The 21,543-nt window shown below is 67.6% G+C and carries 22 protein-coding genes; 5 read left to right on the forward strand and 17 right to left on the reverse strand.

The window, feature by feature from the left end:
- On the forward strand, positions 1-492 hold the full coding sequence (locus ACZK5G_RS03475) for a dihydrofolate reductase (RefSeq protein ID WP_478466480.1): 492 nt from the start codon (positions 1-3) through the stop codon (positions 490-492).
- Between the two features lie 38 nt (positions 493-530).
- Here the strand turns inward: ACZK5G_RS03475 and ACZK5G_RS03480 are convergent, their stop codons facing one another.
- The 11 genes from ACZK5G_RS03480 to ACZK5G_RS03530 form a co-directional block, all read right to left on the reverse strand.
- A complete protein-coding gene (locus ACZK5G_RS03480; protein ID WP_032130373.1) occupies positions 531-1,496 on the reverse strand; it encodes an IS110-like element ISStma4 family transposase in 966 nt (321 codons plus the stop codon).
- A 300-nt stretch (positions 1,497-1,796) separates the two neighbouring features.
- The gene (locus ACZK5G_RS03485) at positions 1,797-2,450 is read right to left on the reverse strand and encodes a DUF1287 domain-containing protein (RefSeq protein ID WP_478465356.1); all 654 of its coding nucleotides are present in this window, start codon (positions 2,448-2,450) and stop codon (positions 1,797-1,799) included.
- Positions 2,447-3,472: a symmetrical bis(5'-nucleosyl)-tetraphosphatase gene (locus ACZK5G_RS03490; protein ID WP_478465358.1), complete on the reverse strand. Its 1,026-nt coding sequence runs from the start codon at positions 3,470-3,472 to the stop codon at positions 2,447-2,449. The genes ACZK5G_RS03485 and ACZK5G_RS03490 overlap by 4 nt, the downstream gene beginning before the upstream one ends.
- 15 nt (positions 3,473-3,487) lie before the next feature.
- On the reverse strand, positions 3,488-3,871 hold the full coding sequence (gene apaG, locus ACZK5G_RS03495) for a Co2+/Mg2+ efflux protein ApaG (RefSeq protein ID WP_005412297.1): 384 nt from the start codon (positions 3,869-3,871) through the stop codon (positions 3,488-3,490).
- A gap of 13 nt (positions 3,872-3,884) precedes the next feature.
- Positions 3,885-4,688, reverse strand: coding sequence for a 16S rRNA (adenine(1518)-N(6)/adenine(1519)-N(6))-dimethyltransferase RsmA (rsmA, locus tag ACZK5G_RS03500; protein WP_049398140.1), 804 nt, complete (start codon positions 4,686-4,688; stop codon positions 3,885-3,887).
- A complete protein-coding gene (gene pdxA, locus ACZK5G_RS03505) occupies positions 4,685-5,665 on the reverse strand; it encodes a 4-hydroxythreonine-4-phosphate dehydrogenase PdxA (RefSeq protein ID WP_049398141.1) in 981 nt (326 codons plus the stop codon). Before pdxA ends, rsmA begins: the two co-directional genes overlap by 4 nt.
- A gap of 3 nt (positions 5,666-5,668) precedes the next feature.
- Complete coding sequence (locus tag ACZK5G_RS03510; RefSeq protein WP_032129906.1) at positions 5,669-7,015, reverse strand: peptidylprolyl isomerase; 1,347 nt, start codon at positions 7,013-7,015, stop codon at positions 5,669-5,671.
- Positions 7,012-9,492: an LPS-assembly protein LptD gene (lptD, locus tag ACZK5G_RS03515; protein ID WP_478465360.1), complete on the reverse strand. Its 2,481-nt coding sequence runs from the start codon at positions 9,490-9,492 to the stop codon at positions 7,012-7,014. The genes ACZK5G_RS03510 and lptD overlap by 4 nt, the downstream gene beginning before the upstream one ends.
- Positions 9,493-9,581: 89 nt before the next feature.
- The gene (locus ACZK5G_RS03520; protein ID WP_010481827.1) at positions 9,582-10,520 is read right to left on the reverse strand and encodes a histone deacetylase family protein; all 939 of its coding nucleotides are present in this window, start codon (positions 10,518-10,520) and stop codon (positions 9,582-9,584) included.
- A 9-nt stretch (positions 10,521-10,529) separates the two neighbouring features.
- Complete coding sequence (locus ACZK5G_RS03525) at positions 10,530-11,084, reverse strand: cob(I)yrinic acid a,c-diamide adenosyltransferase (RefSeq protein ID WP_049398143.1); 555 nt, start codon at positions 11,082-11,084, stop codon at positions 10,530-10,532.
- A gap of 8 nt (positions 11,085-11,092) precedes the next feature.
- On the reverse strand, positions 11,093-11,677 hold the full coding sequence (locus ACZK5G_RS03530) for a hypothetical protein (protein ID WP_049398144.1): 585 nt from the start codon (positions 11,675-11,677) through the stop codon (positions 11,093-11,095).
- Between the two features lie 106 nt (positions 11,678-11,783).
- Between ACZK5G_RS03530 and ubiH the strand changes: the two genes are divergently transcribed.
- Both ubiH and ACZK5G_RS03540 read left to right on the forward strand, forming a co-directional pair.
- On the forward strand, positions 11,784-12,992 hold the full coding sequence (gene ubiH, locus ACZK5G_RS03535; RefSeq protein ID WP_032129910.1) for a 2-octaprenyl-6-methoxyphenyl hydroxylase: 1,209 nt from the start codon (positions 11,784-11,786) through the stop codon (positions 12,990-12,992).
- Positions 12,989-14,170, forward strand: coding sequence for a UbiH/UbiF family hydroxylase (locus ACZK5G_RS03540; RefSeq protein ID WP_049398145.1), 1,182 nt, complete (start codon positions 12,989-12,991; stop codon positions 14,168-14,170). The genes ubiH and ACZK5G_RS03540 overlap by 4 nt, the downstream gene beginning before the upstream one ends.
- Before the next feature lie 202 nt (positions 14,171-14,372).
- Here ACZK5G_RS03540 and ACZK5G_RS03545 read toward each other — a convergent pair whose 3' ends face one another.
- The 6 genes from ACZK5G_RS03545 to ACZK5G_RS03570 form a co-directional block, all read right to left on the reverse strand.
- Positions 14,373-14,768: an EF-hand domain-containing protein gene (locus ACZK5G_RS03545; RefSeq protein WP_478445450.1), complete on the reverse strand. Its 396-nt coding sequence runs from the start codon at positions 14,766-14,768 to the stop codon at positions 14,373-14,375.
- A 47-nt stretch (positions 14,769-14,815) separates the two neighbouring features.
- Positions 14,816-15,883 carry a 23S rRNA (cytidine(2498)-2'-O)-methyltransferase RlmM gene (gene rlmM, locus ACZK5G_RS03550; protein WP_478465362.1) on the reverse strand — a complete coding sequence of 356 codons (1,068 nt, stop codon included), beginning with the start codon at positions 15,881-15,883 and terminating at the stop codon, positions 14,816-14,818.
- A complete protein-coding gene (locus ACZK5G_RS03555; RefSeq protein ID WP_004154307.1) occupies positions 15,867-16,427 on the reverse strand; it encodes a nucleoside deaminase in 561 nt (186 codons plus the stop codon). The genes rlmM and ACZK5G_RS03555 overlap by 17 nt, the downstream gene beginning before the upstream one ends.
- A gap of 98 nt (positions 16,428-16,525) precedes the next feature.
- Complete coding sequence (locus ACZK5G_RS03560) at positions 16,526-17,248, reverse strand: DUF6348 family protein (RefSeq protein ID WP_478465363.1); 723 nt, start codon at positions 17,246-17,248, stop codon at positions 16,526-16,528.
- Positions 17,249-17,298: 50 nt separating this feature from the next.
- Positions 17,299-17,952, reverse strand: a complete 654-nt coding sequence (locus ACZK5G_RS03565) for a hypothetical protein (RefSeq protein ID WP_478466482.1) — start codon at positions 17,950-17,952, stop codon at positions 17,299-17,301.
- A 43-nt stretch (positions 17,953-17,995) separates the two neighbouring features.
- The gene (locus tag ACZK5G_RS03570) at positions 17,996-19,744 is read right to left on the reverse strand and encodes a glutamine--tRNA ligase/YqeY domain fusion protein (RefSeq protein WP_336686015.1); all 1,749 of its coding nucleotides are present in this window, start codon (positions 19,742-19,744) and stop codon (positions 17,996-17,998) included.
- A 259-nt stretch (positions 19,745-20,003) separates the two neighbouring features.
- On the opposite strand from ACZK5G_RS03570, the gene ACZK5G_RS03575 reads away from it, so the two are divergent.
- Together ACZK5G_RS03575 and msrA are read left to right on the forward strand one after the other, a co-directional pair.
- Positions 20,004-20,267: a putative signal transducing protein gene (locus tag ACZK5G_RS03575; RefSeq protein ID WP_478465365.1), complete on the forward strand. Its 264-nt coding sequence runs from the start codon at positions 20,004-20,006 to the stop codon at positions 20,265-20,267.
- 30 nt (positions 20,268-20,297) lie between these two features.
- The gene (msrA, locus tag ACZK5G_RS03580) at positions 20,298-20,963 is read left to right on the forward strand and encodes a peptide-methionine (S)-S-oxide reductase MsrA (RefSeq protein ID WP_432593201.1); all 666 of its coding nucleotides are present in this window, start codon (positions 20,298-20,300) and stop codon (positions 20,961-20,963) included.
- The last annotated feature ends 580 nt before the right edge of the window (positions 20,964-21,543 follow it).

Consider the following 21,543-nt stretch of genomic DNA (forward strand, 5'->3'; position numbering starts at 1 on the left):
ATGAAGCTGTCGATGATCGTGGCGCTGGACCGCAACCGTGGCATCGGCCAGGGCAATGCCATGCCCTGGCATCTGCCGGATGATTTCAAGCATTTCAAGGCGCTCACCCTGGGCAAGCCGATCCTGATGGGGCGCAAGACCGCCGAGTCGATCGGCCGCGTGCTGCCGGGGCGGACCAACCTGGTGCTGACCCGCAGCGGCCAGGTGCCGTTCGAGGGCATGCGTGCGGTGGCGTCGCTGGACGAAGCGAAGTTGATTGCCGAAGGCGAGGGCGCCAGCGAGCTGTGCATCATCGGCGGCGGCGAGATCTTCCACCAGCTGCTGGAGCAGGCCAGTGACCTGTACCTGACCTGGGTGGATGCCGAAGTCCCCGCCGATACCCATTTCCCCGAAGTGGACGTGCAGGACTGGCGGGAAGTGAGCAGCGAGCCGCACCCGGCCGATGCGCGCCACGCCTACGCGTTCCGCTTCGTGCACTACGTGCGCCGCTGATCGTCGCAACGTACCTGTAGATACCGTGTCGCCCTCGCCTAGGCAAGGGCGACGTCAGGCTCAAAGGGTCGGCCACTTCTCAGTACGCCCCAAATCAGATGGATGAGCTTGCGCATCACTGCACACATGACGACCTTGAAGGGCTTGCCTTTCGCGCTGAGCCGGTCTGCAAAGGACTTCAGTGTGGGGTTGTGGGTCTTCCCGGTCAGCGCCGGCATGTACAGCTTTTTGCGGAAATTGGCGTCGCCGACGCGTGATATCCGGCATTTGCCTTCGTAGTTTCCTGATTGACGCTGGGCCGGATTCAGGCCCGCGTGGGCAACCACCTGGCGCACGTCGCTGTATTTGCTTAGATCCCCCAGAATGGCCAACAGCTGGGCACTGCTGGTGTTGCCTACACCGGGGATGCTGGTAAGCAGTTGATGACGCCGGCGCAGGTCCGGATCGTTATCGATATGGTCCTCAATCGCCTTCTGGACCTGCTTGATCTGCTCTTCCAACGTCCGGATCACATCCTTGATCCCTTGCTGGACCGAGATATCGGCAACGTCCAGGCGGTTGTGCTCCATCTGCAGCATTTCCTGGAGGTCATCTCGACGCCGTACCAAGGCGCGCAGCTTCACCTCCGAGGGCGTCGGTGGAACGTAGGGATATAGCTTTTCCGAGCGTTGTGCCTCAAAAAAACGGGCAATCAGCTTGGCGTCGCTGCGGTCAGTCTTGGTCCGCATCCCCTCCGCCTGCCCAAACGCCTTTACTCGGGCGGGATTGGCCACATGAACCACGACCCCTGCCTCCACCAGTGCTTGAGCCAAGGCCTCGTGATAGATGCCTGTAGCCTCCATACCTACCGCCGCGTTCGGCGCATGTTTGGCGCGCCAAGCCAGAAGCTCATCAAAACCCTTTGGCGTATTGGGGAGTTTGGCCTTGGTTCGATACTTGCCGTGAGATAGAGGCAGGGCGATGTCAAAAGTCGCCTTGGCTGCGTCGATGCCGATAAATTGCATGATTTCGCTCCAGCTTGAACTTACGATCGTGATCGGAAGCCGCCAGACTTGCCCTTGTGAGTACAGGCTCTCACCCGATGGCGGGCCTAAGATACCGTTCAAGTTCCATGGCGGTGTCAGGCCGCCGACGCGCTGAATCTACTTTGCAAGCTCGAAGGCTTAAGAGCCGAGGCAGCGTCATCGGAGCCTCCCGGGTCACCGGGGGATTGTGCCTGATCAGGGCACGATCCAAGACACAAGAGCCGAGCTTGCTCGACAGCTCTTGACGGATACACAGGGCATAGTCGAGCAAGCTCGACTCTATGGCCCGGGCATCCGGTAATGCCCGATGATCGTGTGCTGGAACAACAGGTTCTCTTCCCGCGTGCCGCGCGCGATGTTGTGCAGCACCAGCGGCGTGCCATCGGCCAGTTGCCGGTCGGAGACGATGCCCACATGCAGCAGGCCGTTGCCGTTGAGCTTCCAGGCAACGATGTCACCGGCCGCATAGTCGGTGGCGAGGGCGGTGATCGGTTGCTGCCAGCCCTGCCGTTCGAACCAGCGCATCAGGTTCGGTACACGACGATGATCGATGTTGCGGTCCGGCCGTGACAGGCCCCAGATCGCCGGATAGGCACTGAAGTTGCCGCGCATGTCTTCATGCACGCGTGCCTGCAGGTCCAGGCCCTGGCTGCGCAGGGCGCGCACCACCACATCGGTGCACACGCCACGATCCAGTGGCACGTCGCCGCCGGGATAGGCCAGCACTTGATAGGCAGGGTCGTAGCGGGTGGTGACGCCGATCTGCGCGCGCGCCGCAGCCACCAGTGGCGGCGAAGGCGCCTGTGGTGGCGTCGGTGTGCGTTCAGCGCTGTCCGCAGCCGTGGGAGCAGTCGGCGAGCCGGGCTGGCAGCCGCTGGCCAGGGCCAGCGTCAGCAGCAGCACCGTCCATGGTGCCCAGCCGTGCCGCGTCATGCCTGCGGCGGGGTGCTGTTGTTGTTGGGACCGCCGGAGCCACCACCACCACCGCCACCACGGCGACGACGACGGCGCGGGCCGCGGTTGCCCGGGTTGGCGGCCGGAGCATTGCCGCCGCCCTGTTCCTTGCCCTGCGCCGGTGCAGCCGGGCGCTCGTGCGCCGGGCGCGCTGGCGGGCGGGCGTTGGGCACGGGTGCCGGTACATCGCGGCCTGGCACCTGCACCACGCGCAGTTCATCGGTATCGAGCTGGATCGCGGTCAGCTTGCCGCCCCAGACCGCGCCGGTGTCGATGGCGTGCACGCCCTGGGTGATGGTCAGGCCCAGCGCCGACCAGTGGCCGCAGACGACCTTGAGGTCACGCTCGACCCGGCCCGGCACTTCGAACCAGGGATACAGCCCCTGTTCCTGGGTGCCCGGCGTGCCCTTGTCCTCGATGCCGATACGCCCGCGCGGGGTGCAGTAGCGCATGCGGGTGAGCACGTTGATGATCGCGCGCGAGCGGTCGTAGCCGGACAGGTTCGGTGCCCAGCTCGGCTTGTCGCCGTACATGTTGCGGAACAGCTTGCGGTAGCCAGCGCCGTGCAGCTGCACCTCGACTTCGGCTGCATGCTTCTCGGCCATCTGCGTGGTCCACTTCGGCGCCAGGCCGGCGTGCACCATCATCCAGCCCAGCTCGCGGTCCACGTGCACCAGCTTCTGCAGGCGCAGCCAGTCCAGCAGTTCGTCGCGGTCCTCGGCCTGCACGATGCGCAGCAGGTCCGGGTTGACCTTGCGCTGTTCCTCTTCGGTGCGCGCACCGACGGCCAGCAGTGAAAGGTCATGGTTGCCCAGCACCACTACGCTGTGCTCGCGCAGCGAATGCACCAGCCGCAGCGTTTCCAGTGACTGGCCACCGCGGTTGACCAGGTCGCCGCAGAACCACAGGGTGTCCTGCACCGGGTCGAAACGGATCTTCTCCAGCAGTCGCTGGGTGACGTCATAGCAGCCCTGCAGGTCGCCGATCGCCCACACACTCATCGTTCGGCCTCCGTGTCAGTGCAGGGTACGCGGGATGGCCAGCACGAAAGGTGCGACCGGCGCGGCAAATTCGGTGCCGTCGTCGGCGACCATGTCGTAGTGGCCCTGCATGGTCCCGTGATCGGTCCCCAGCATGACACCGGACGTGTAATGGAAGTCTTCACCGGGACGCAGGCGCGGCTGCTCGCCGATCACCCCGTCACCATCGACATGCTCGACGCGGCCGTTGGCATCGGTGATACGCCAGTGGCGTGCGACCAGGCGCGCGGCAACACGCCCCTGGTTGTGGATGCGGATCGTGTAGGCGAACGCATAGCGCCCGTCTTCCGGCGCGGATTGATCGTCGAGGAAGCGCGGTGCGACTTCGACGGAGATGGCATAAACGTCAGCGTCTTCCATACCGGCAGTGTAATCAGGAGGCATTGGCCAAAGCGATGAATTCGGCCACGTCCAGCTGTTCGGCGCGGGCATCGGGACGCACGCCGGCGGCAACGAACTGTTCGGCGGACACCACGTTGTTCAGGGCGTTGCGCAGGGTCTTGCGGCGCTGCCCGAAGGCGGCCTTGACCACCTCGGCGAAACGCTTGTGGTCGTGGATGTTGATCGTGGCCGGGTCACGCGGCACCAGCCGCACCACGGCCGAATCGACCTTCGGCGGCGGCCGGAACGCGCCCGGCGGCACCACGAACAGCGAGGTCACCTGGCAGTAGGCCTGCAGCATCACGCTGAGCCGGCCGTACACCTTGCTGCCGGGGCCGGCGGCCATGCGGTCGACCACTTCCTTCTGCAGCATGAAGTGCATGTCGCGGATCACCGCCGCATGTTCCAGTGCATGGAACAGGATCGGCGAGGAGATGTTGTAGGGCAGGTTGCCGACCAGGCGGATCGGCTGGCCGGCAGCCAGCTCGGTGAAGTCCACGCGCAGCACGTCGCGGTGGACGATGGTCAGCTCGCCCAGCGGCTCGGCGGCGGCGGTCAGTGGCGCGATCAGGTCGCGGTCGAACTCGATCACCGTCAGTTTCGGATGCACGCGCAGCAGCGGCAGGGTGATCGCGCCCTGGCCGGGGCCGATCTCGACCAGGCGGTCACCGTCTTTCGGGTTGACCGCCATCACGATCTTGTCGATGTAGTGGCGGTCGGCCAGGAAATGCTGGCCAAGCTGCTTCTTGGCCGGGGCGGTGAACACCGGGCCGGAGGGGGAATGCGGGGAATTCATGCGCTCAGTGTACGTTGCCGCGCAAGCTGCGCACACAGCGTCGTTGCCGCCTGCAGGCTGGAAGGATCGGCAATGCCGCGGCCGGCAAGGTCCAGCGCGGTGCCATGGTCCACCGCCACGCGCGGGTAGGGCAGACCCAGGGTCAGGTTCACCGCCTGCTCGAAGCCCGAATACTTCAGCACCGGCAGGCCCTGGTCGTGGTACATCGCCAGCACGGTGTCGAAGCCTGCCAGCTTGGCCGGCAGGAAGGCGGTATCGGCCGGCAGCGGCCCGATCAGGTCCATGCCCTCCGCGCGCAGGCGCTGCAGCAGCGGGATGACCAGGTCCAGTTCCTCGCGGCCCAGATGACCGTCTTCACCGGCATGCGGGTTCAGGCCGAGCACGGCGATGCGTGGCGCGGGCAGGCCGAATTCGCGGCGCAGCGCAGCGTGCACGGTGCGCAGGGTGTGTTCCAGGCCGGGCGCGGTGATCGCGTCGGCCACCTCGCGCAGTGGCAGGTGGGTGGTGGCCAGGGCCACGCGCACGATGTGGTTGGCCAGCATCATCACCACCTTCACCCCGGCCTGGTCGGCCAGCAGTTCGGTGGTGCCGCTGTAGGCGATGCCGCCTTCGTTGATGACCGCCTTGTGCACCGGGCCGGTGACTACGCCGTGCAGTTCGCCGGACAGACAGGCCTGGCCGGCACCGAGCAGGGCGCCGATGACGGCGCCGGCGTTGGCCGGATTGGCCTGGCCGAAGTGGCTGGGCACGGTATTGGCCACCACGCGCACACGCAGATCGCCGGGGACGCGTGCTTCGGCGTCCTCGGGCAACAGCTGCAGGGGCAGGTTCAGCGCGGCCGCGGCCGCGCGCAGGGTATCCGGGTCGGCGAAGGCCAGCAGCCGGCAATCTTCACGCGGCTGCTGGACGAGGCGGACACACAGCTCCGGGCCGATCCCGGCGGGCTCGCCCGGTACCAGAGCGAGCTCGGGGCGCATCGGTCAGGACTGCGGCGGCGTGGCGGTGTTTTCCGCGCGGTCGCCGCTGCGGAAGCTGACGTAGGCTTCGCCACGCAGTTCCTGCAGGAAGCGGTTGTACTCGTCTTCCAGCTTGCGGCGGCCGATGGTCTCGCGGACCTGGGCACGCTGGTTGTCAGTGGTCACGTCGGTCTGGCGGGTGCCCACGCGCTGCACGATGTGCCAGCCGGCATCGGTGCGGAACGGCTGGCTGACGCCACCGTCCTGGATGCCGGACACCTGCTGGCCGAACGCCGGACCGAACGCGTCGGCCGGGAACCAGCCCAGATCGCCGCCCTGGCCCTTGCTGTTGTTGTCCTCGGAGGACTCCTTGGCCACGGTCTCGAAGTCCGCGCCACCGGCGATGCGGGCACGCAGGGTATCGATCTTGGCCTTGGCGGCAGCGTCGGTCTGGTGATCGTCCACGCGCACCAGGATGTGGCGGCCGTGGTACTCGGTGACCGTGTGCTCGCCACCGCTGGCGGCGCTGGCATCACGCACTTCCACCAGCTTCAGCAGCTGGAAGCCGCTGGGGCCGCGGATCGGGCCGACCACTTCGCCGGGCTTCATCTTTTCCATCATCTGCGCGAAGGCCTGCGGGATTTCGTCCAGGCTGCGCCAGCCCAGGTCGCCGCCTTCCAGCGCGTTGGGGCTGTCCGAATAACGCACGGCGGCGGCGTTGAAGTCCAGCTCACCCTTGTCCAGCAGGGCCTTCACGCCTTCGGCCTTCTTCTGGCCGGTGGCGATCTGGTCGGCGTTGGAGCCGTCGGGCAGGGCGATCAGGATGTGCGCCAGGTGGTACTGGTTGCCAACCGTGGCCTGCTGCTTCAGGGCGGCGTCGACTTCGCCCTCGCTGACGCTGATGCGGCTCTGCGCAAAGCTCTGGCGCAGGCGCTGCACGGTGATTTCATCGCGCACTGAAGCGCGGAAATCGTTGAAGTCGATGCCGTCGTGGGCCAGGCGCTGGCGCAGTGCATCCAGGTTCGAGCCGTTCTGCTGGGCGATGGCATTCATCGCCTGGTTCAGCTCCTGGTCGCTAACGCGGATGCCGCTGCCCTGGGCGCGGGCCACCTGCAGCTTGACCAGCACCAGGCGCTCGAGTACCTGGCGGCTGAGCACGTCTTCCGGCGGCAGCTGGTTTTCACGGCCGGCGTACTGCGCCTTGATGTTGGCGATCGCACGCTGGAGCTCGCTCTGCAGGATCACGTCCTCGTCGACGACGGCGGCGATGCGGTCCAACGGCTGCGCCTCCTGCGCGAGCACCTGCAGGGGGGCGGACACGCTGGACACCGCCAGCAGGGAGGCGAGAAGAACGGGGAAGCGCTTGGTCATGGGATCTGATTCGGATCGTAGTCATCCCGGGTCGCCCCGGTGTTGCTGGGCGGCACGAGATAGAGGTCGTCGCGGTTGTAGCCGAGGATAGCACGGCGCAGCGTACGGTCCGTGTCCTGGCCGATGGAGCTGAGGCCCTTGAGGACGAACTCCAGCTGGATGGAATTGTTCATGTCGCCTTCGCGGTTGCGCACGTAGCGGCGGGCCACTGCACGCACGGCCAGGCAGCAGCTGTCCCACTGCACGCCGGCGATGATCTCCAGCGGTTCCTTGTCCTGCAGCGAGTAGTAATACCGGCCCACCAGGCTCCAGCGCGCATTCAGCGGGTACAGGAACGACAGGTCGGCCTGCTCCAGCAGGGTCCGGTCATGCTTGTTGGCGGTTGCCGGGGCGCCGGCATTGATGCGGTAGCGGTAGCTGAGGTTGATCACGCCATCGTTGGGCATCAGATAACGGGCGCGGACGCTGGCCAGATCCTCGCGCTTGTACTTCGGGTCCCACTGGTAGGTGGCGCCCAGGGTCCAGCGGTCGTTGATCATGTAGTTGCCGTCGGCGATCCACGCCGACTTGCCCTTCTCCACCGGCGCGCCGCCCGGCGTGGTGCTCACCCGCGATTCGTCGAAGTACTGGATCTGGCCGATCGCGGCCGAGAAGCGTTCCTTGCCGGTGGTCTGGTCGATGAAGCGGGTGCCCAGTGCCAGGGTCAGCTGGTTGGCATCGTTCTGGCGGTCGGCGCCGGTATAGCGCGAGTCGCGGAACAGCTGGCCCCAGCTGAAGGTGAAGTCACGGGTGTCGAAGATCGGCAGCTCGTCCTGGTTGCGGTAGGGCGTGCGCAGGTAGAACAGGCGCGGCTCCAGCGTATGCAGGAACGACTTGCCACCGATGGTGGTCTCGCGATCGAAGAACAGGCCGGCGTCGATGCTGCCGATCGGCAGGCTGCGGCTGGGCGATTTGTTGCCGCGCAGCTGCTCCGGCGTGGCCGTGTTCGGGTCGATGCCCTGCGAAACCAGCACGTTGCGGCGGACGCTGTCGGCCAGGCCCTGGTCCAGGTCATAGCCGGTGTAGCGGTAGGCCAGGGTCGGGGTGACGTACCAGGCCGCGCCACTGATCGGGAACGACACGTACGGCTTCACGTCCAGGCGCGAACCACCGAACATGCGCTGCACCTGCCCGTTGCGGGTGTACTGCAGGTCGGTGCCGGCACTGGCGTCGTACTTGAAGTTGACGTCGTCGTGGGTGAAGCGCACCGCTTCGGTGTAGATGCCGGTTTCCAGCCACGGCAGCACCGGCTTGTTCCAGTTGAAGAACAGGCGTGGCTCGCGGTTGTAGGGCAGGGCGCGCTCGTCGAGGGTGTAGTCGGTCAGCTGCCAGCGGTCGGCCATGATGCCGGCCGTCCAGTTCTGGCCTGTGCCGTACAGGCCGATGGTGCTCTGCAGGTTGGAGGCGGTCACCCCCACCAGGCGGTTGGCGAAGTCCTCGACATAGCGTTCGTCGCTCACCCAGGCCAGGTTGGCGCGGGCCTGCCAGTGGCTGTTCACGTTGTGGTAGCCGTCGAACATCACCCGGCCGCGGTCGCGGTCGCGCAGCTTGTCGTTGGGCATGTAGCTGGTCAGCACCTCGCCACGGCCGCCGTTGTAGAGGTAGCGGAACTCGTTGTCGAGCAGCAGGCCGCGCCGGCTCATGTAGCGCGGGGTCAGGGTGTCGTCGTAGTTCGGCGCCAGGTTGAAATAGATCGGCTGCGCATAATCGAAGCCATTGCGCCCGGACATGCCCAGCTGCGGGAACAGCAGGCCGGTCTTGCGGCGGTCATCGATCGGGAACTTGAAGTAGGGCGCCCACAGCACCGGCACCTTGCCGATGCGCAGCACGGCGTTGCGGGCCGTGCCGAAGCCTTCGTCGTTGTCCACTTCGATCTGCGGCGCCGACAGCTTCCATACCGGCTGCGACGGGTCGCAGGTGGTGTAGGTGGAGCGGTGCATCTGGCCGACCGCGCCCTGCAGGTCGACCGACTCGGCATCACCGTTGCCCCGGCGCGACACCAGCTGGTACTTGATGTCGGAGATCTTGTGGGTGTCGCTTTCCTGGTTGCCTTCGGCGCGCTTGGCGACCATCCGGATCGACCCGTCCTGGTAGCGGACATTGCCGTCGGCGATGTAGTTGCCGGTCTCGGTGTCGAAGCTGAGCTTGTCGGTACCGACGAACTGGTCACCCCGGCGCAGCGCCACGTTGCCCTCGTACTGCGGCACCGTGGTGGTGCCCAGCAGCTGGTCGCCTTCGATGTCGGTCGGCTGGTTCTCGCGGGCGGCTGCGGCAGCAGCCTTGTCCTGGGCCGGGACCGGGGTGGGGGCGTCGGTGAACGCGGGAATGACGTCGGTGGCCGGGCACAGGCCCCAGTTGAGCGGCTTATCATCGGCCATCGCCGGCAGGCTGATGGCGATGCTCAGAGGCAGGGGAAGCAGGCGGAGGGCTCGGCGCACGCGGTTCGGATTCGGGCGAAAACGGACGGTAGCTTGCCCCATCCCTTGCATAGGGGCAATGAAGGGCGCCGGAGCCTGCCGGTTCGGGTTCATCCGGCGGAGGCACCCGCAGAGGGGGTGATCAGGGCCTGGACATGGGCCACGCTGCACTCGGCCAGGGCCTGCAGGTCGTAGCCGCCCTCCAGCATCGAGACCACCCGGCCGGCGGCGTGACGGCGTGCCAGCGCATGCAGTTCACGGGTGATCCAGGCGAAATCGTCGGTCTCCAGCATCAGGTCCGCCTGCGGGTCGCGCAGGTGGGCGTCGAAGCCGGCGGAGATCAGCAGCAGCTGCGGACGGAAGTCGTCGATGGCTGGCAGCATCTCGTCGGCCCAGACGTTGCGGAAGCGGAAGCCGCCGCTGCCCGGTGGCAACAGGATGTTCATCAGGTTGCCGGCACCGCGGTCGCGGCGCAGGCCGGAATTGGGGAACAGCCCGGCCTGGTGGGTGCTGTAGTAGGAGACCCGGGCATCGTGCTGGAAGATGTCCTGGGTGCCATTGCCGTGGTGGACGTCGAAATCGACCACCGCGATCCGCTCCAGGCCATGGCGGTCACGGGCATAGGCGGCAGCGATGGCGATGTTGTTCAGCAGGCAGAAGCCCATCGCCGTGCTGCTGGTGGCGTGGTGGCCCGGCGGGCGTACCGCGCAGAAGGCCAGCGGGTCCTCGCCCAGCATCACCGCATCGACCGCGGCCACGCCGGCACCGGCGGCGTGCACGGCGGCGCTGGCCGAACCTGGCGAGGTCCAGGTGTCCATGTCCAGCTGGCGCAGCGGCGCGGTCTGCGGCTGCAGCACGAAGTCGAGCAGGGCGCTGTCGTGGACCCGGGTCAGTTCGCCGAACTTGGCCGGCGGCGCCTCGCGCCAGTCCAGCTGGCCGGGGAAGGCGGCGTGCAGCGCGTCCAGAACATGCTGCAGGCGTTGCGGGCACTCGGGATGGCCGGGGCCGGGGTCATGCAGCAGGCAGGACGGGTGGGTATAGACCAGCATCGTGCCGACTCAGCGCTGGCGCTGCTGTGGCTGCCACAGCGCTTCGCCGTGGCCATCGGCACGGGCCAGCACCCGGGCCAGCACGAACAGCAGGTCCGACAGTCGGTTGAGGTACTGCAGCGCCTCGCTGCGCACGGCCTCGTGGCGGGCCAGGGTGACCGTTTCGCGCTCGGCGCGGCGGACGATGGTGCGGGCCAGATGGCAGCGCGCGGCGGCTTCGCCGCCGGCCGGCAGGATGAATTCCTTCAGCATCGGCAGGTCGGCGTTGTAATGGTCCAGCTGCTGTTCCAGGGCCGAGACGTCGGCGGCGTGGATCGCGGCATGGCCGGGAATGCACAGCTCGGCGCCCAGGTCGAACAACTGGTGCTGCAGATGCACCACCAGCGCGCGCACATCCTCGGGCAGGGGCGCGGCCAGCAGCAGGCCGAGCGCGGCATTGGCCTCGTCGACGGTGCCGAAGGACGCCACGCGTGCGTCATCCTTGGCTACGCGCTGGCCGTCGCCAAGGCCGGTACTGCCGTCGTCGCCGGTGCGGGTGTAGATGCGCGAGAGGCGATGACCCATGGCGCGGCTCAGTGGCGGATGTCGCGGCGGGCCTGCTGGAGCTTCAGCACCTGCTCCACGGCCAGCTGCAGGGCGGCGGCCAGCGCCACATAGATCGCCGTGGTGCGCAGGTAGGGCCCGAACCACTGCGCGTAGTTCTGTGCCCAGCCGGCCAGGGTCGGCTCGGCCACGTTGCGGCTGCTCCAGTAGAAACCGCCCTGTGCCAGCAGGTGGCAGACCGCCACCGAAGCGACCAGCAGCACTGCGCCCTTGGCCAGTACCGGCCAGCGCGCGCTCTGGTAGTTGCGGCCCAGCAGCATGCCGCCGGCCCACAAAGAGAAGTAGGCCGGCAGCAGCAGCCAGTAGCCCGGCGACACGCAGTAGTGCTGCCAGAAATCCAGACCGCTGCTGCGGATCACGATCCAGTCCACCAGCACCGCGAACACCATCAGCAGCGGGAACGCCCAGCGTGTCCAGCGCGCCAGGTAGAAGCCACCGATGAAGAACACGGCCCAGGAGGCATCCGGAATGGCCGCGAAGTGATTGACCCGGGTCGCCGCCAGCAGCAGTACGAGTACGGACAGGACGAAGGCGCGGTTGGCGGTATCGGACATGGTGGGGGCCCGGAGCGGATTCAGGTTTCATTCTAGCCCGCCGCGCAGGTTGGCGCAGGTGCCGCCCGTTCGGCGTACAGTCGGGGCGAGCGCGTATCATGAACACATGAGTGAACGACATGACGTGCTGATTGTCGGTGGTGGCCTGGTGGGTGCCAGCCTGGCCATCGCCCTGGACCGCCTGGGCCGCGACGTGGGCCTGCTTGAGGCCAGCCCGGCCGGCGAGCTGCCTGCGGTGTTCGACCAGCGCAATCTCAGTTTCGCCGCTGCCACCGTCAATGCGCTGACCGCGCTGGGGGTGATGCAGAAGCTGGCGATGGCACCGGGCCCGATCCGGCGCATCCATGTCAGCCGTGCCGGCGATTTCGGCCGTGTGCAGCTCGAAGCGGCCGATTACGACCGGCCGTGGTTCGGCCAGGTGGTGGTCGCGCGCGATTTCGGCCAGGCGCTGGAAGCGCGCCTGCAGGAACTGCCGCGCCTGCGCCGCTACCGGCCGATGCGGTTCCTGGGGCTGGGTGAGGTGGTCGATGGTTACCGCCAGGTACGGGTGGCTGACGAGGCTGGCGAGCGCGTGCTGCTGGCACGGCTGGTGGTCGGGGCCGATGGCACCACCAGCGGCGTGCGTGGCGCGCTGGGCATCGAGGTCGACCGCCATGATTTCCAGCAGACCCTGTTCGTGGCCCGCGTGCGCAGCCAGCGCGCGCCGGATGGCACCGCCTGGGAACGCTTCACCGATACCGGCCCAACCGCCCTGCTGCCGCGTGGCGATCGTCACTTCGGCACCGTGCACGGCGTAGCGCGCGACCAGGCCGATGCGGTGATGGCGTTGGACGATGCGGCCTGGCTGCAACGCCTGCAGAGCGCGATCGGCTGGCGTGCCGGCCGCCTGCTCGAGTCCGGCCCGCGCAGCGCCTACCCGCTCATCCAGGTGCTGGCGCGCGCGCTGGCCGGTGAGCGCACGGTGCTGCTCGGCAATGCCGCGCAGACCATCCATCCGCTGGGCGCACAGGGCTTCAACCTGGGCCTTCGCGATGCGCTGACCCTGGCCGAACTGCTGGAGGATGCGCATGAGGATGCCGGCAGTGATGCACTGCTGAAGGCCTACGTCGCGCGTCGCGAGGAAGATCGCCGGCAGACGGTGGCGTTCTCCGGTGGGCTGGCACGATTGACCAGCAACCCGGCACCGCTGATGCGGCCGCTGCGCAGCCTCGGCCTGGTGGCCGCGCAGCGCGCGTCGGTGCAGTCGATGCTGGTTGGTGGTGCGATGGGCTTCCGTGGTGACGTGCCGCGCCTGTGCCGCGGAGAAGCCGCATGAGCCGGCGCACGCGTCTTGATGTGGCCATCGTTGGTGGTGGCGTGGTCGGTGCCGCGTGTGCGCTGGCGCTGGCCGATGCCGGCCTGTCGGTTGCGCTGGTGGAAGGCCGCGAACCGGCACCGTGGCAGGCCGCACAGCCGGACCTGCGCGTGTTCGCCTTCGCCGCCGACAACGTGCAGCTGTTGAACCGCCTGGGTGTGTGGCCAGCCATCGCGCAGGCCCGCGCCTGGCCTTACCGGCGCATGCAGGTGTGGGATGCCGCGGGTGGCGAGGATCTGTTGTTCGACGCCGATCGCTTCGGCCGTCGTGAGCTGGGCTACATCGTCGAGAACGGCCTGCTGCAGGATCGCCTGTGGGCGGCGCTGCCGGCGGCGGGCGTGCAGCTGCACTGCCCGGCACGGGTGGAAGCGCTGGAACAGGATGAAGACGGCGTGCGCCTGCGGCTGGATGACGGGCGCCGCCTGGAAGCGGCGCTGGCGGTGGCCGCCGACGGTGCCGAGTCAACCCTGCGCCAGCTGGCCGGGATCGAGGTTGAAAAGCATGACTACCACCAGCGTGGCGTGGTGGCCTATGTGGACAGCGATCTTCCCAACCAGGCCACCGCATGGCAGCGCTTCCTGCCGACCGGGCCGCTGGCGCTGCTGCCGGTGGCCGAGCGTCGCAGTTCGATCGTCTGGACCCTGCCCGAGGATGAAGCGGCTCGCGTGCTGGCCCTGGACGAGGACGCCTTCAACCGCGAACTGACCCGTGCCTTCGCTGCGCGCCTGGGCGAACTGCGATTGGCGTCACCGCGTGCGGCCTTCCCGCTGCGTCGCCAGCTGGCCCGTCACTACGTGGCTGGCCGCGTGCTGGCGCTGGGTGATGCTGCGCATGTGGTGCATCCGCTGGCCGGGCAGGGCGTGAACCTGGGCCTGCGCGATGTCGCCGCCCTGCAGCAGTGGCTGGCGCCGTCGGCCGAACGCCGCGGCCAGCCGCGGCTGTCGCCGCAGCGCCTGCAGCGCTGGGCACGCGAACGGCGCAGCGACAACCACATCGCCGCCTACAGTTTCGATGCGATCAATCGGCTGTTCTCCAACGACGAAATGCACCTGACCCTGGCCCGTGGACGCGCACTGGGCTGCGTTGGCAAATGGCCGCCGCTGGTGCAGGCGTTCTGGAAGCGCGCCGCCGGGGTCTGACCGGAATACAGGTCGCTCTGGCAGGTGCCAACGCCGCTCTGGTAGGTGCCAACCTTGGTTGGCACAAGGCTGGAAATACCCTCGCCTCATCTGGGCCCAGGATGCCTGATGGATGTGCCAACCAAGGTTGGCACCTACCAGAAGCGGGCTCCGCTACCGCCGTTGATCCACGCCATGCGTGGATGAAGATCGCGCCGGTGGATCAATCAACCAGCCAACCAGCCAGGTCGGCACGATCCAGCTTGCCGCGACGCTTCACGTCCAACGCATTGAACTCATCGGCCAGCGCCGGATTGGCCTGCGCTTCCTCGCGGCTGATGAAGCCATCACCGTTCACATCCAGCGCGGCGAAGTGGATGCGGTACTGGCCGACCACGCTGCTCGGTTCCAGCGAACGCACGGTCACCTGTGCCTCGCCGGCCGGCCGTGCAATCTCGACGCTGCCGCTGACCCGGCCGGCATCCAGCGGTTGCTGGCGGATCGCGCCGCCGGTCGGGCCCAGTGGCTGGCTCTGTGCAGGGGTGTGCGGCAGCTGCTGGGCAATGGCCGGTGTGGCTGCCAGCACGGTGATCAGCATGGCGAGCGGGTGGTATCGCATGGTTCCCTTCCTCGGTAGCGCCGGGCCATGCCCGGCGGGCATGTTCCTCAGCGCAGCGGCGAGGCCAGTACCGTGATCTCCTCACGGTCGTGATAGAGCTGCTTGGCGCGGACCACCAGCGGCTTGCCGGCCTGCTCCTGGAACAGGTCCAGGCACAAGCGGGTTTCGTCCCAGCGCTTCTTCATCGGCAGCTTCAGATTGAAGATCGCGTGCCTGCACCAGCCTTCGCGGAACCAGGTGGCCATGCGTTCGGCCACGCGCCGCGGCTGCTCGACCATGTCGCAGACCATCCAGTCCAGCGGCTGTTCCGGGTGCCAGTGGAAGCCATCGGCGCGCAGGTGCTCGACCAGGCCGGTGTCCAGCACGTGCTGGCGCAGCGGGCCGTTGTCGATGCTCAGCACGTGCATGTGCTGGCGGGTCAGGACCCAGGTCCAGCCGCCCGGTGCGGCACCCAGGTCGGCCGCGCGCATGCCGGGCCTGGCCAGCGCTTCGCGTTCTTCCGGCGCCAGCAGGGTCAGCAGGGCTTCGTCCAGCTTCAGTGCCGAACGCGACGGCGCTTCGGGCAGCAGCTTCAATCGCGGGATGCCCAATGCCCACGGTGCGCTGTCGGCCGGGTCGGCTACGCAGACGAAGGCGTGGGTGCCGTCGACGAACACCACGTGCAGGCGCGGCAGGCGGTCGTTCGGCTTGTCGGTGAGCTTGCCGGCCTTGCGCAGCGCCGGGCGCAGCGCATTGCCGAAGGCACGGGCCAGCCCGGACAGCGGCTTGCCGGCGTCCGAATCGGGATGTTCCACCCACAGGTCACCGAAGCGCGGCGCATCGGCCAGCACCTCCAGCATCGGGGTGATGCGGTCGGCTGGGTCCAGCTGCGGCAGCTCGGCCAGCACCACCAGCTTCTGCCGCGCGAAGATCAGTTCGCGCCAGCGCAGGCGCGGCGCCAGTGCCGCAGCTTCGTCGCACATGAACAGCAAGTAGCCATCATTGCGCTGGGTGCGCGCATAACCGGCGAAACCGGCTTCACCGGCGCGGAACTGCAGTTCGCCGGCCAGCTCGGGCTCGAAGCCCTGCCGGCACAGGCACAGCAGGCCGATGCCGGTCTCAGTAACGGGCGCCATCGCTTTCCCCATAGGCACGCAGCACGCTGCGCGCGGCGTCGCGGTTCAGGCCCTGCACCACTTCGATGCCGCGCTTGTTGAGTTCACCCACCCAGTCGGCCGGCAGCGGGCCTTCGTCGAACGGGGTCAGCTCTTCGACGTCGGCCGAGTTGGCACCGATCAGCAGGCGGTCGATGCCGGCCCACACGGTGGCGCCGTAGCACTGGCAGCACGGCTGCGAACTGGTGGCCAGGGTGACCGGCGACAGCACCGCGTTCAGGCGCGGGGTCTGCAGGCGCTGCTGGGCCAGCATGTAGGCCATGTTCTCGGCGTGCGCCAGCGAGGTCGCGTGCGGCATCACCCGGTTCACGCCGGCGGCGATGACCTTGTCATCCGGGCCGAACACCACGGCGCCGAACGGGCCGCCACTGGCGTGCTCGACGTTCAGCCGCGACAGCTCGATCGCCAGCGCGACCTTGGCCTCATCGCCCGGATATCGACGATCCAGGTCGATCTGGTCGTGGATCCAGGCGGGAAGGGTCAGGTGGACTTGCGCGTACAGCATCGCGGGGGTGCCTCGTAATGGGATGGAAGAAGGTGCGGTTGCTTGGGAAACCGGCGCGCAGTGTAGCTGCACCGGCCTGTATCGGGTGTGGCGGCGGGTCAGCCCGGCGAGCCGGTGCGGATCACTACGTACTGCTTGCGGAACTCCAGCCCGGCCTGCGGCCAGCTGGCGGCATAGGCGCGCAGCAGGGGCAGGGCGGCGGCGAAGTCGTGGCCGTTGACCCGGCAGTCGGCTTCGCACAGGCCGTCGGCATCGCGCGAGGCGAACAGGCGGATGGCGAGGAATTGGCGGGCCTTCAGCAGCTCGTCGAAGGCGTCCATGCTGCGGGTGAACAGGCAGCAGGGGCAGGAACCATGATCGTCTTCGCTGCAGGTGGAGGCATCCACCTCCTGTGCACGGTAGTGCGCCAACGGCCCCAGCACCACGGTGCGCTCGTGTTCCTCGCCATCGTCACCGGCCGGATAGGTCAGGCCCATCATCGGCAGGCCCTGCGCGTCTTCGGCGCCGATCGCGGTCTGCAGCGTCGCCAGGTCCACCCGCACCCAGGTCTGGAAGCCGGACAGCAGCGATGCCTGCTCATCGGCACCGTTGGCGTGCTGGTACTCGAACAGGCCATCGGCGAACAGCAGCGGATGCTGGCTCTCGATGACGGTAGAGGTCTGCCAGCCGCCGTTGTCGCGCGCGTGCGCGGCCATCGCATGCGGGGTCAGGCGCAGGCCGCTGTCCAGCAGCAGGGCGTCGCCGTCGACGTGGCTGGCGATGCCGGCCTCCTGCAGGACCTGCTGCAGCAGCGGGAGGAGGTCGGTGGAGGTCGTGGTCATGTCAGGCCTGTGGATGGATGGGGTGGAACATCCAGGCAAGGCCTGGGGATCTAGCGGTCGAGCGCGTCAAGTTCGGCGCGATATCGCTGCGCGTCGGACTGCTGCTGCGGATCGTTGCCGTGGTCGCGCAGCCAGGTTTCCAGCTCGCGGCGATAGTCCGCGCGGAAATCGGCATTGCCCGGGCTGAAGTGCAGCTTGCGCGCCGCCACTTCCACCCGCTCGCGCGCGCTGGCCCGGGCCTGGGCGATGCCGTGCGGCGATTCATTGGTGAGGATGACGAAGTTGCGCGGGAAACCCGGCGTGTACTTGACCACGAACGGCTGGTCGGGCGCCGGGATGCGGATCGCGTTCTCCAGCGGCCACAGCGAGGCGGTGTTGGTGTGGAACACCACCTCCACGTCGCGGCCCTCGGCGGTGCGCAGCACCCCTTCGTAGCGCCAGATGTACTGCTCGTTCATCGTCGAACTGGTGCGCTCGGACTTCACGATCACCGCTTCACCACGCTCGCCCACCACGTTGAGGAAGGCGGCGTTGAGGAAGTGGCCGAGGAAGATGTTGAGCATCGCCAGCGGGAACACCACGATGGCGTAGCCTGGAAAGCGCCGCCACCACGAGACCAGCCCGGCCAGCACCATCGCCGAAAAGAACGTCAGCAGCGGATGCTGCGAGATGAACCAGAGCAGGACGGAGAGGGCGGTGATCATCGTCGGGGTCATGCGGGCGCCGTGCTGGCGCCCGCGCAGGTCCTCAGGCCGACCAGGTGTCGCGCAGGGTCACGCTGCGGTTGAACACCGGCTTGGCTTCGGTGTGGTCGCGGCGGTCGGCCACGAAGTAGCCGGTGCGTTCGAACTGGAACGACTGCTCCGGCGCAGCGCTGGCCGCGGCCGGTTCGACATAGCCGGTGACGGTGCGGCGCGATTCCGGATTGAGGTAATCACGATAGGTCTTGCCTTCCGATTCGTCGTCGGGGTTCGGCACCGAGAACAGGCGGTCGTACAGGCGGATCTCGGCCGGCACGCCATGTACGGCGCTGACCCAGTGGATGGTGCCCTTGACCTTGCGGTTGGCGCCTTCCATGCCCGGACGCGATTCCGGATCCAGCCAGCCACGCAGCTCGGTGATGGTGCCGTCGGCATCCTTGATCACTTCATCGCAGCGGATGATGCCGGCACCGCGCAGGCGCACTTCGCCACCCGGGACCAGGCGCTTCCAGCCCTTCGGCGGCACTTCGGCGAAGTCCTCGCGGTCGATCCACACTTCGCGTGCGAACGGCACTTCGCGGCTGCCGAAGCTCTCGTCCTTCGGGTGGTTGCTGAAGGTCAGCTGTTCTTCGTGGCCTTCCGGCAGGTTGGTCAGCACCAGCTTGACCGGGTCGACCACGGCCATGCGGCGCGGCGCGGCGCTGTCCAGGTCTTCGCGCAGCGCGCCTTCCAGCACGCTGAAGTCGATCAGCGAATTCTGCTTGCTGATGCCCACGCGCTCGGCGAACAGGCGCATCGCGGCCGGGGTGTAGCCACGGCGACGCAGGCCCTGCAGGGTCGGCATGCGCGGGTCTTCCCAGCCGTCCACCAGCTGCTCGGTAACCAGCGCCATCAGCTTGCGCTTGCTCATCACCGTGTAGTTGATGTTCAGGCGCGAGAACTCGATCTGGCGCGGCTTGGCGGCTTCGCGCGGCAGGCCGGCGTCGACCAGCGGCTGGGTCAGCGTGTCGTCATGGGCGAAATCGACGTTGTCCACGCACCAGTCGTACAGCGGGCGGTGGTCTTCGAATTCCAGCGTGCACAGCGAGTGGGTGATGCCCTCGATCGAGTCGCCCAGCGCGTGCGCGAAGTCGTACATCGGGTAGATCGGCCACGCGTTGCCGGTGTTCTGGTGCTCGACGTGCTTGATGCGGTACAGCGCCGGATCGCGCAGGTTGATGTTGCCGCTGGCCATGTCGATCTTCGCGCGCAGGGTGCGCGCGCCATCCGGGAATTCACCGGCGCGCATGCGGCGGAACAGGTCGAGGTTTTCCTCGACGCTGCGGTCGCGCCACGGCGACGGGCGGCCCGGCTCGGTCAGGGTGCCGCGGTAGGCGCGCACTTCCTCGGCCGACAGGTCGCAGACATAGGCCTTGCCCTGTTCGATCAGCTTCTCGGCGGCCAGGTAGTAGGTCTGGAAATAGTCCGAGGCGTGGCGCAGCTCGTTCCACTCGAAGCCCAGCCAGCGCACGTCATCCTGGATCGCGGCCACGTATTCCGGGTCTTCCTTGGCCGGGTTGGTGTCATCGAAGCGCAGGTTGCAGACGCCGCTGAACTCGCCGGCGATGCCGAAGTTCAGGCAGATCGACTTGGCATGGCCGATGTGCAGGTAGCCGTTCGGTTCCGGCGGGAAACGGGTCTTGATCGCCTGGTGCTTTCCGCTGGCCAGGTCCTCGCGCACGATCTGGCGGATGAAATCGCGCTTTTCGTGGCTGTCGGCGGGGGTCTCGGGGCTGGCGGGGGTGTGCTCGGACATGAGTCGGCGAAAAGAAAGGCAGAAAGATCGCCAGTCTAACGCGTACGGGGCAGGGCTGCCCGGTAGGGTGTGGGGATGCCGGCCAGCGGCCGGCACTACCAGGCCCCCTTCCCGGTAGCGCCGGCCGCTGGCCGGCGGAATGTGGATCGCCGTGCAATTGGGTAGTGCCGGCCGCTGGCCGGCAGAACGGTCATGCGCCGTCACCACCACCATTCAGCCCCCGGGCGTATGCTGGAACCCTGTCCCACGGAGCTGCCGCATGCACATCGTGTACAAGGCCGACAACCTGTTCGACGCCCACCTGGTCAAGCACGCGCTGGAGGATGCCGGCGTCCCGGCCTTCGTGTTCGGCGAGTCGTTGCTGGGCGGCATGGGCGAGCTGCCACTGTTCGGCGTGCTGCGGGTGGGCATCCCTGATGCGGCACGGCCGCAGGCCGAGGACATCGTGGCCGCGCTGGACTTGGGCCACGCGCCGGACGCCCCCATTTCCGATGCAGACGACATAGCCGGCCTTCCGGCGTAGGAGCGCATCATGTTGGGAATTGGCCAGGGCATCCTCGGCATCGGCGCCTTCAAGCAGCGCCTGCCGCGCCCGGAAGAAGCACTGCCGGGCCGCGAGCAGCCGTTGCCGCTGCACAGCAACCAGCACTTCGTGAACAGCCATCCGCTGAAGGACCGTTTTGCCGGCCTGCAGCAGATCCGTTTCGCGCTGGGCTGCTTCTGGGGCGCCGAGCGCAAGTTCTGGACCGAACCGGGCGTGTACAGTACGTCGGTGGGCTATGCTGGCGGCATCACCCCGAACCCGACCTATGAAGAGGTGTGCTCGGGCCTGACCGGCCACACCGAAGTGGTGCAGGTGGTGTTCGACCCGGCGGTGGTGAGCCTGGAGCGGCTGCTGCAGCTGTTCTGGGAAAGCCACGACCCGACCCAGGGCATGCGCCAGGGCAACGACACCGGCACCCAGTACCGTTCGGCGATCCACGCCACCGACGAGGCGCAGTACGCCACCGCGCTGGCCAGCCGCGAGGCCTACCAGGCGCAGCTGGATGCGGCCGGCTACGGCCCGATCACCACCGAGATCGAGTACCCGGCACCGGCGTACTACTACGCCGAGGACTATCACCAGCAGTACCTGGCGAAGAACCCGAACGGTTACTGCGGCATCGGCGGCACCGGGGTGAGCTGCCCGATCGGGTTGGATGTGGAGGCGCCGCGCTGACGCGCGGTGGTCCGCCTGCGGCGGGCAGAATCTACGGCAGAAGCCAAAGCCAAAGCCAAAGCGGCTCTGCGTTTCTGCGGGTTGGGCGGGGCGGTGTGGGTTGGCAGGACACGCCGTAAACCCGTCCTTGGGGGCTCGATGGCGCCATCCATGGCGCCAACGGTCCTGCCAACCCACACCGCCCCACCCCCGACAGTTTCCCGGTGACGGTGGGCAAGAGCATGGGTAACTGACGAACTGAAGGAAAACAAAAAGGACGCGGCCTTCGCCGCGTCCTTTTTGTTTGGTCCTGCAGTGCTTTCTGTAGAGCCGAGCCATGCTCGGCTGCGAGCAAGCGAAGCGCGCGACCCGCTTTGCTCTTCTTTCTTTCATCCGTGGCGGGCGGCCGCCGGAAACTGTCAGAGGGCGGGCGGGTTGGGTTCGCGGGAGTGTCCGCCGCATGGATGCGGCGGCCAAGCCTCCAGGGACGGATTCACGGCGTCTCCCGCGAACCCAACCCGCCCGACCCAGCGCGGCTTTTGCTTTAGCAGTCAGTCGAGCAAGCTCGACTCTACAAATCGATCCGCCACGAGGGGCTCAG

Source organism: Stenotrophomonas sp. 62841_Sma, from assembly GCF_056482945.1.

Coding starts and splice junctions, on each gene's coding strand:
- ACZK5G_RS03575 (WP_478465365.1), top strand. CDS start 20,004: ATGCACATCGTGTACAAGGCCGACAACCTGTTCGACGCCCACCTGGTC.
- ACZK5G_RS03490 (WP_478465358.1), bottom strand. CDS start 3,472: ATGAGTGTGTGGGCGATCGGCGACCTGCAGGGCTGCTATGACGTCACC.
- ACZK5G_RS03570 (WP_336686015.1), bottom strand. CDS start 19,744: ATGTCCGAGCACACCCCCGCCAGCCCCGAGACCCCCGCCGACAGCCAC.
- ACZK5G_RS03510 (WP_032129906.1), bottom strand. CDS start 7,015: ATGACCAAGCGCTTCCCCGTTCTTCTCGCCTCCCTGCTGGCGGTGTCC.
- rlmM (WP_478465362.1), bottom strand. CDS start 15,883: ATGGCGCCCGTTACTGAGACCGGCATCGGCCTGCTGTGCCTGTGCCGG.
- ACZK5G_RS03565 (WP_478466482.1), bottom strand. CDS start 17,952: ATGATCACCGCCCTCTCCGTCCTGCTCTGGTTCATCTCGCAGCATCCG.
- ACZK5G_RS03540 (WP_049398145.1), top strand. CDS start 12,989: ATGAGCCGGCGCACGCGTCTTGATGTGGCCATCGTTGGTGGTGGCGTG.
- apaG (WP_005412297.1), bottom strand. CDS start 3,871: ATGGAAGACGCTGACGTTTATGCCATCTCCGTCGAAGTCGCACCGCGC.
- ACZK5G_RS03560 (WP_478465363.1), bottom strand. CDS start 17,248: ATGACCACGACCTCCACCGACCTCCTCCCGCTGCTGCAGCAGGTCCTG.
- ubiH (WP_032129910.1), top strand. CDS start 11,784: ATGAGTGAACGACATGACGTGCTGATTGTCGGTGGTGGCCTGGTGGGT.
- ACZK5G_RS03480 (WP_032130373.1), bottom strand. CDS start 1,496: ATGCAATTTATCGGCATCGACGCAGCCAAGGCGACTTTTGACATCGCC.
- ACZK5G_RS03520 (WP_010481827.1), bottom strand. CDS start 10,520: ATGCTGGTCTATACCCACCCGTCCTGCCTGCTGCATGACCCCGGCCCC.
- pdxA (WP_049398141.1), bottom strand. CDS start 5,665: ATGCGCCCCGAGCTCGCTCTGGTACCGGGCGAGCCCGCCGGGATCGGC.
- ACZK5G_RS03475 (WP_478466480.1), top strand. CDS start 1: ATGAAGCTGTCGATGATCGTGGCGCTGGACCGCAACCGTGGCATCGGC.
- ACZK5G_RS03525 (WP_049398143.1), bottom strand. CDS start 11,084: ATGGGTCATCGCCTCTCGCGCATCTACACCCGCACCGGCGACGACGGC.
- ACZK5G_RS03530 (WP_049398144.1), bottom strand. CDS start 11,677: ATGTCCGATACCGCCAACCGCGCCTTCGTCCTGTCCGTACTCGTACTG.
- ACZK5G_RS03555 (WP_004154307.1), bottom strand. CDS start 16,427: ATGCTGTACGCGCAAGTCCACCTGACCCTTCCCGCCTGGATCCACGAC.
- ACZK5G_RS03545 (WP_478445450.1), bottom strand. CDS start 14,768: ATGCGATACCACCCGCTCGCCATGCTGATCACCGTGCTGGCAGCCACA.
- rsmA (WP_049398140.1), bottom strand. CDS start 4,688: ATGAATTCCCCGCATTCCCCCTCCGGCCCGGTGTTCACCGCCCCGGCC.
- ACZK5G_RS03485 (WP_478465356.1), bottom strand. CDS start 2,450: ATGACGCGGCACGGCTGGGCACCATGGACGGTGCTGCTGCTGACGCTG.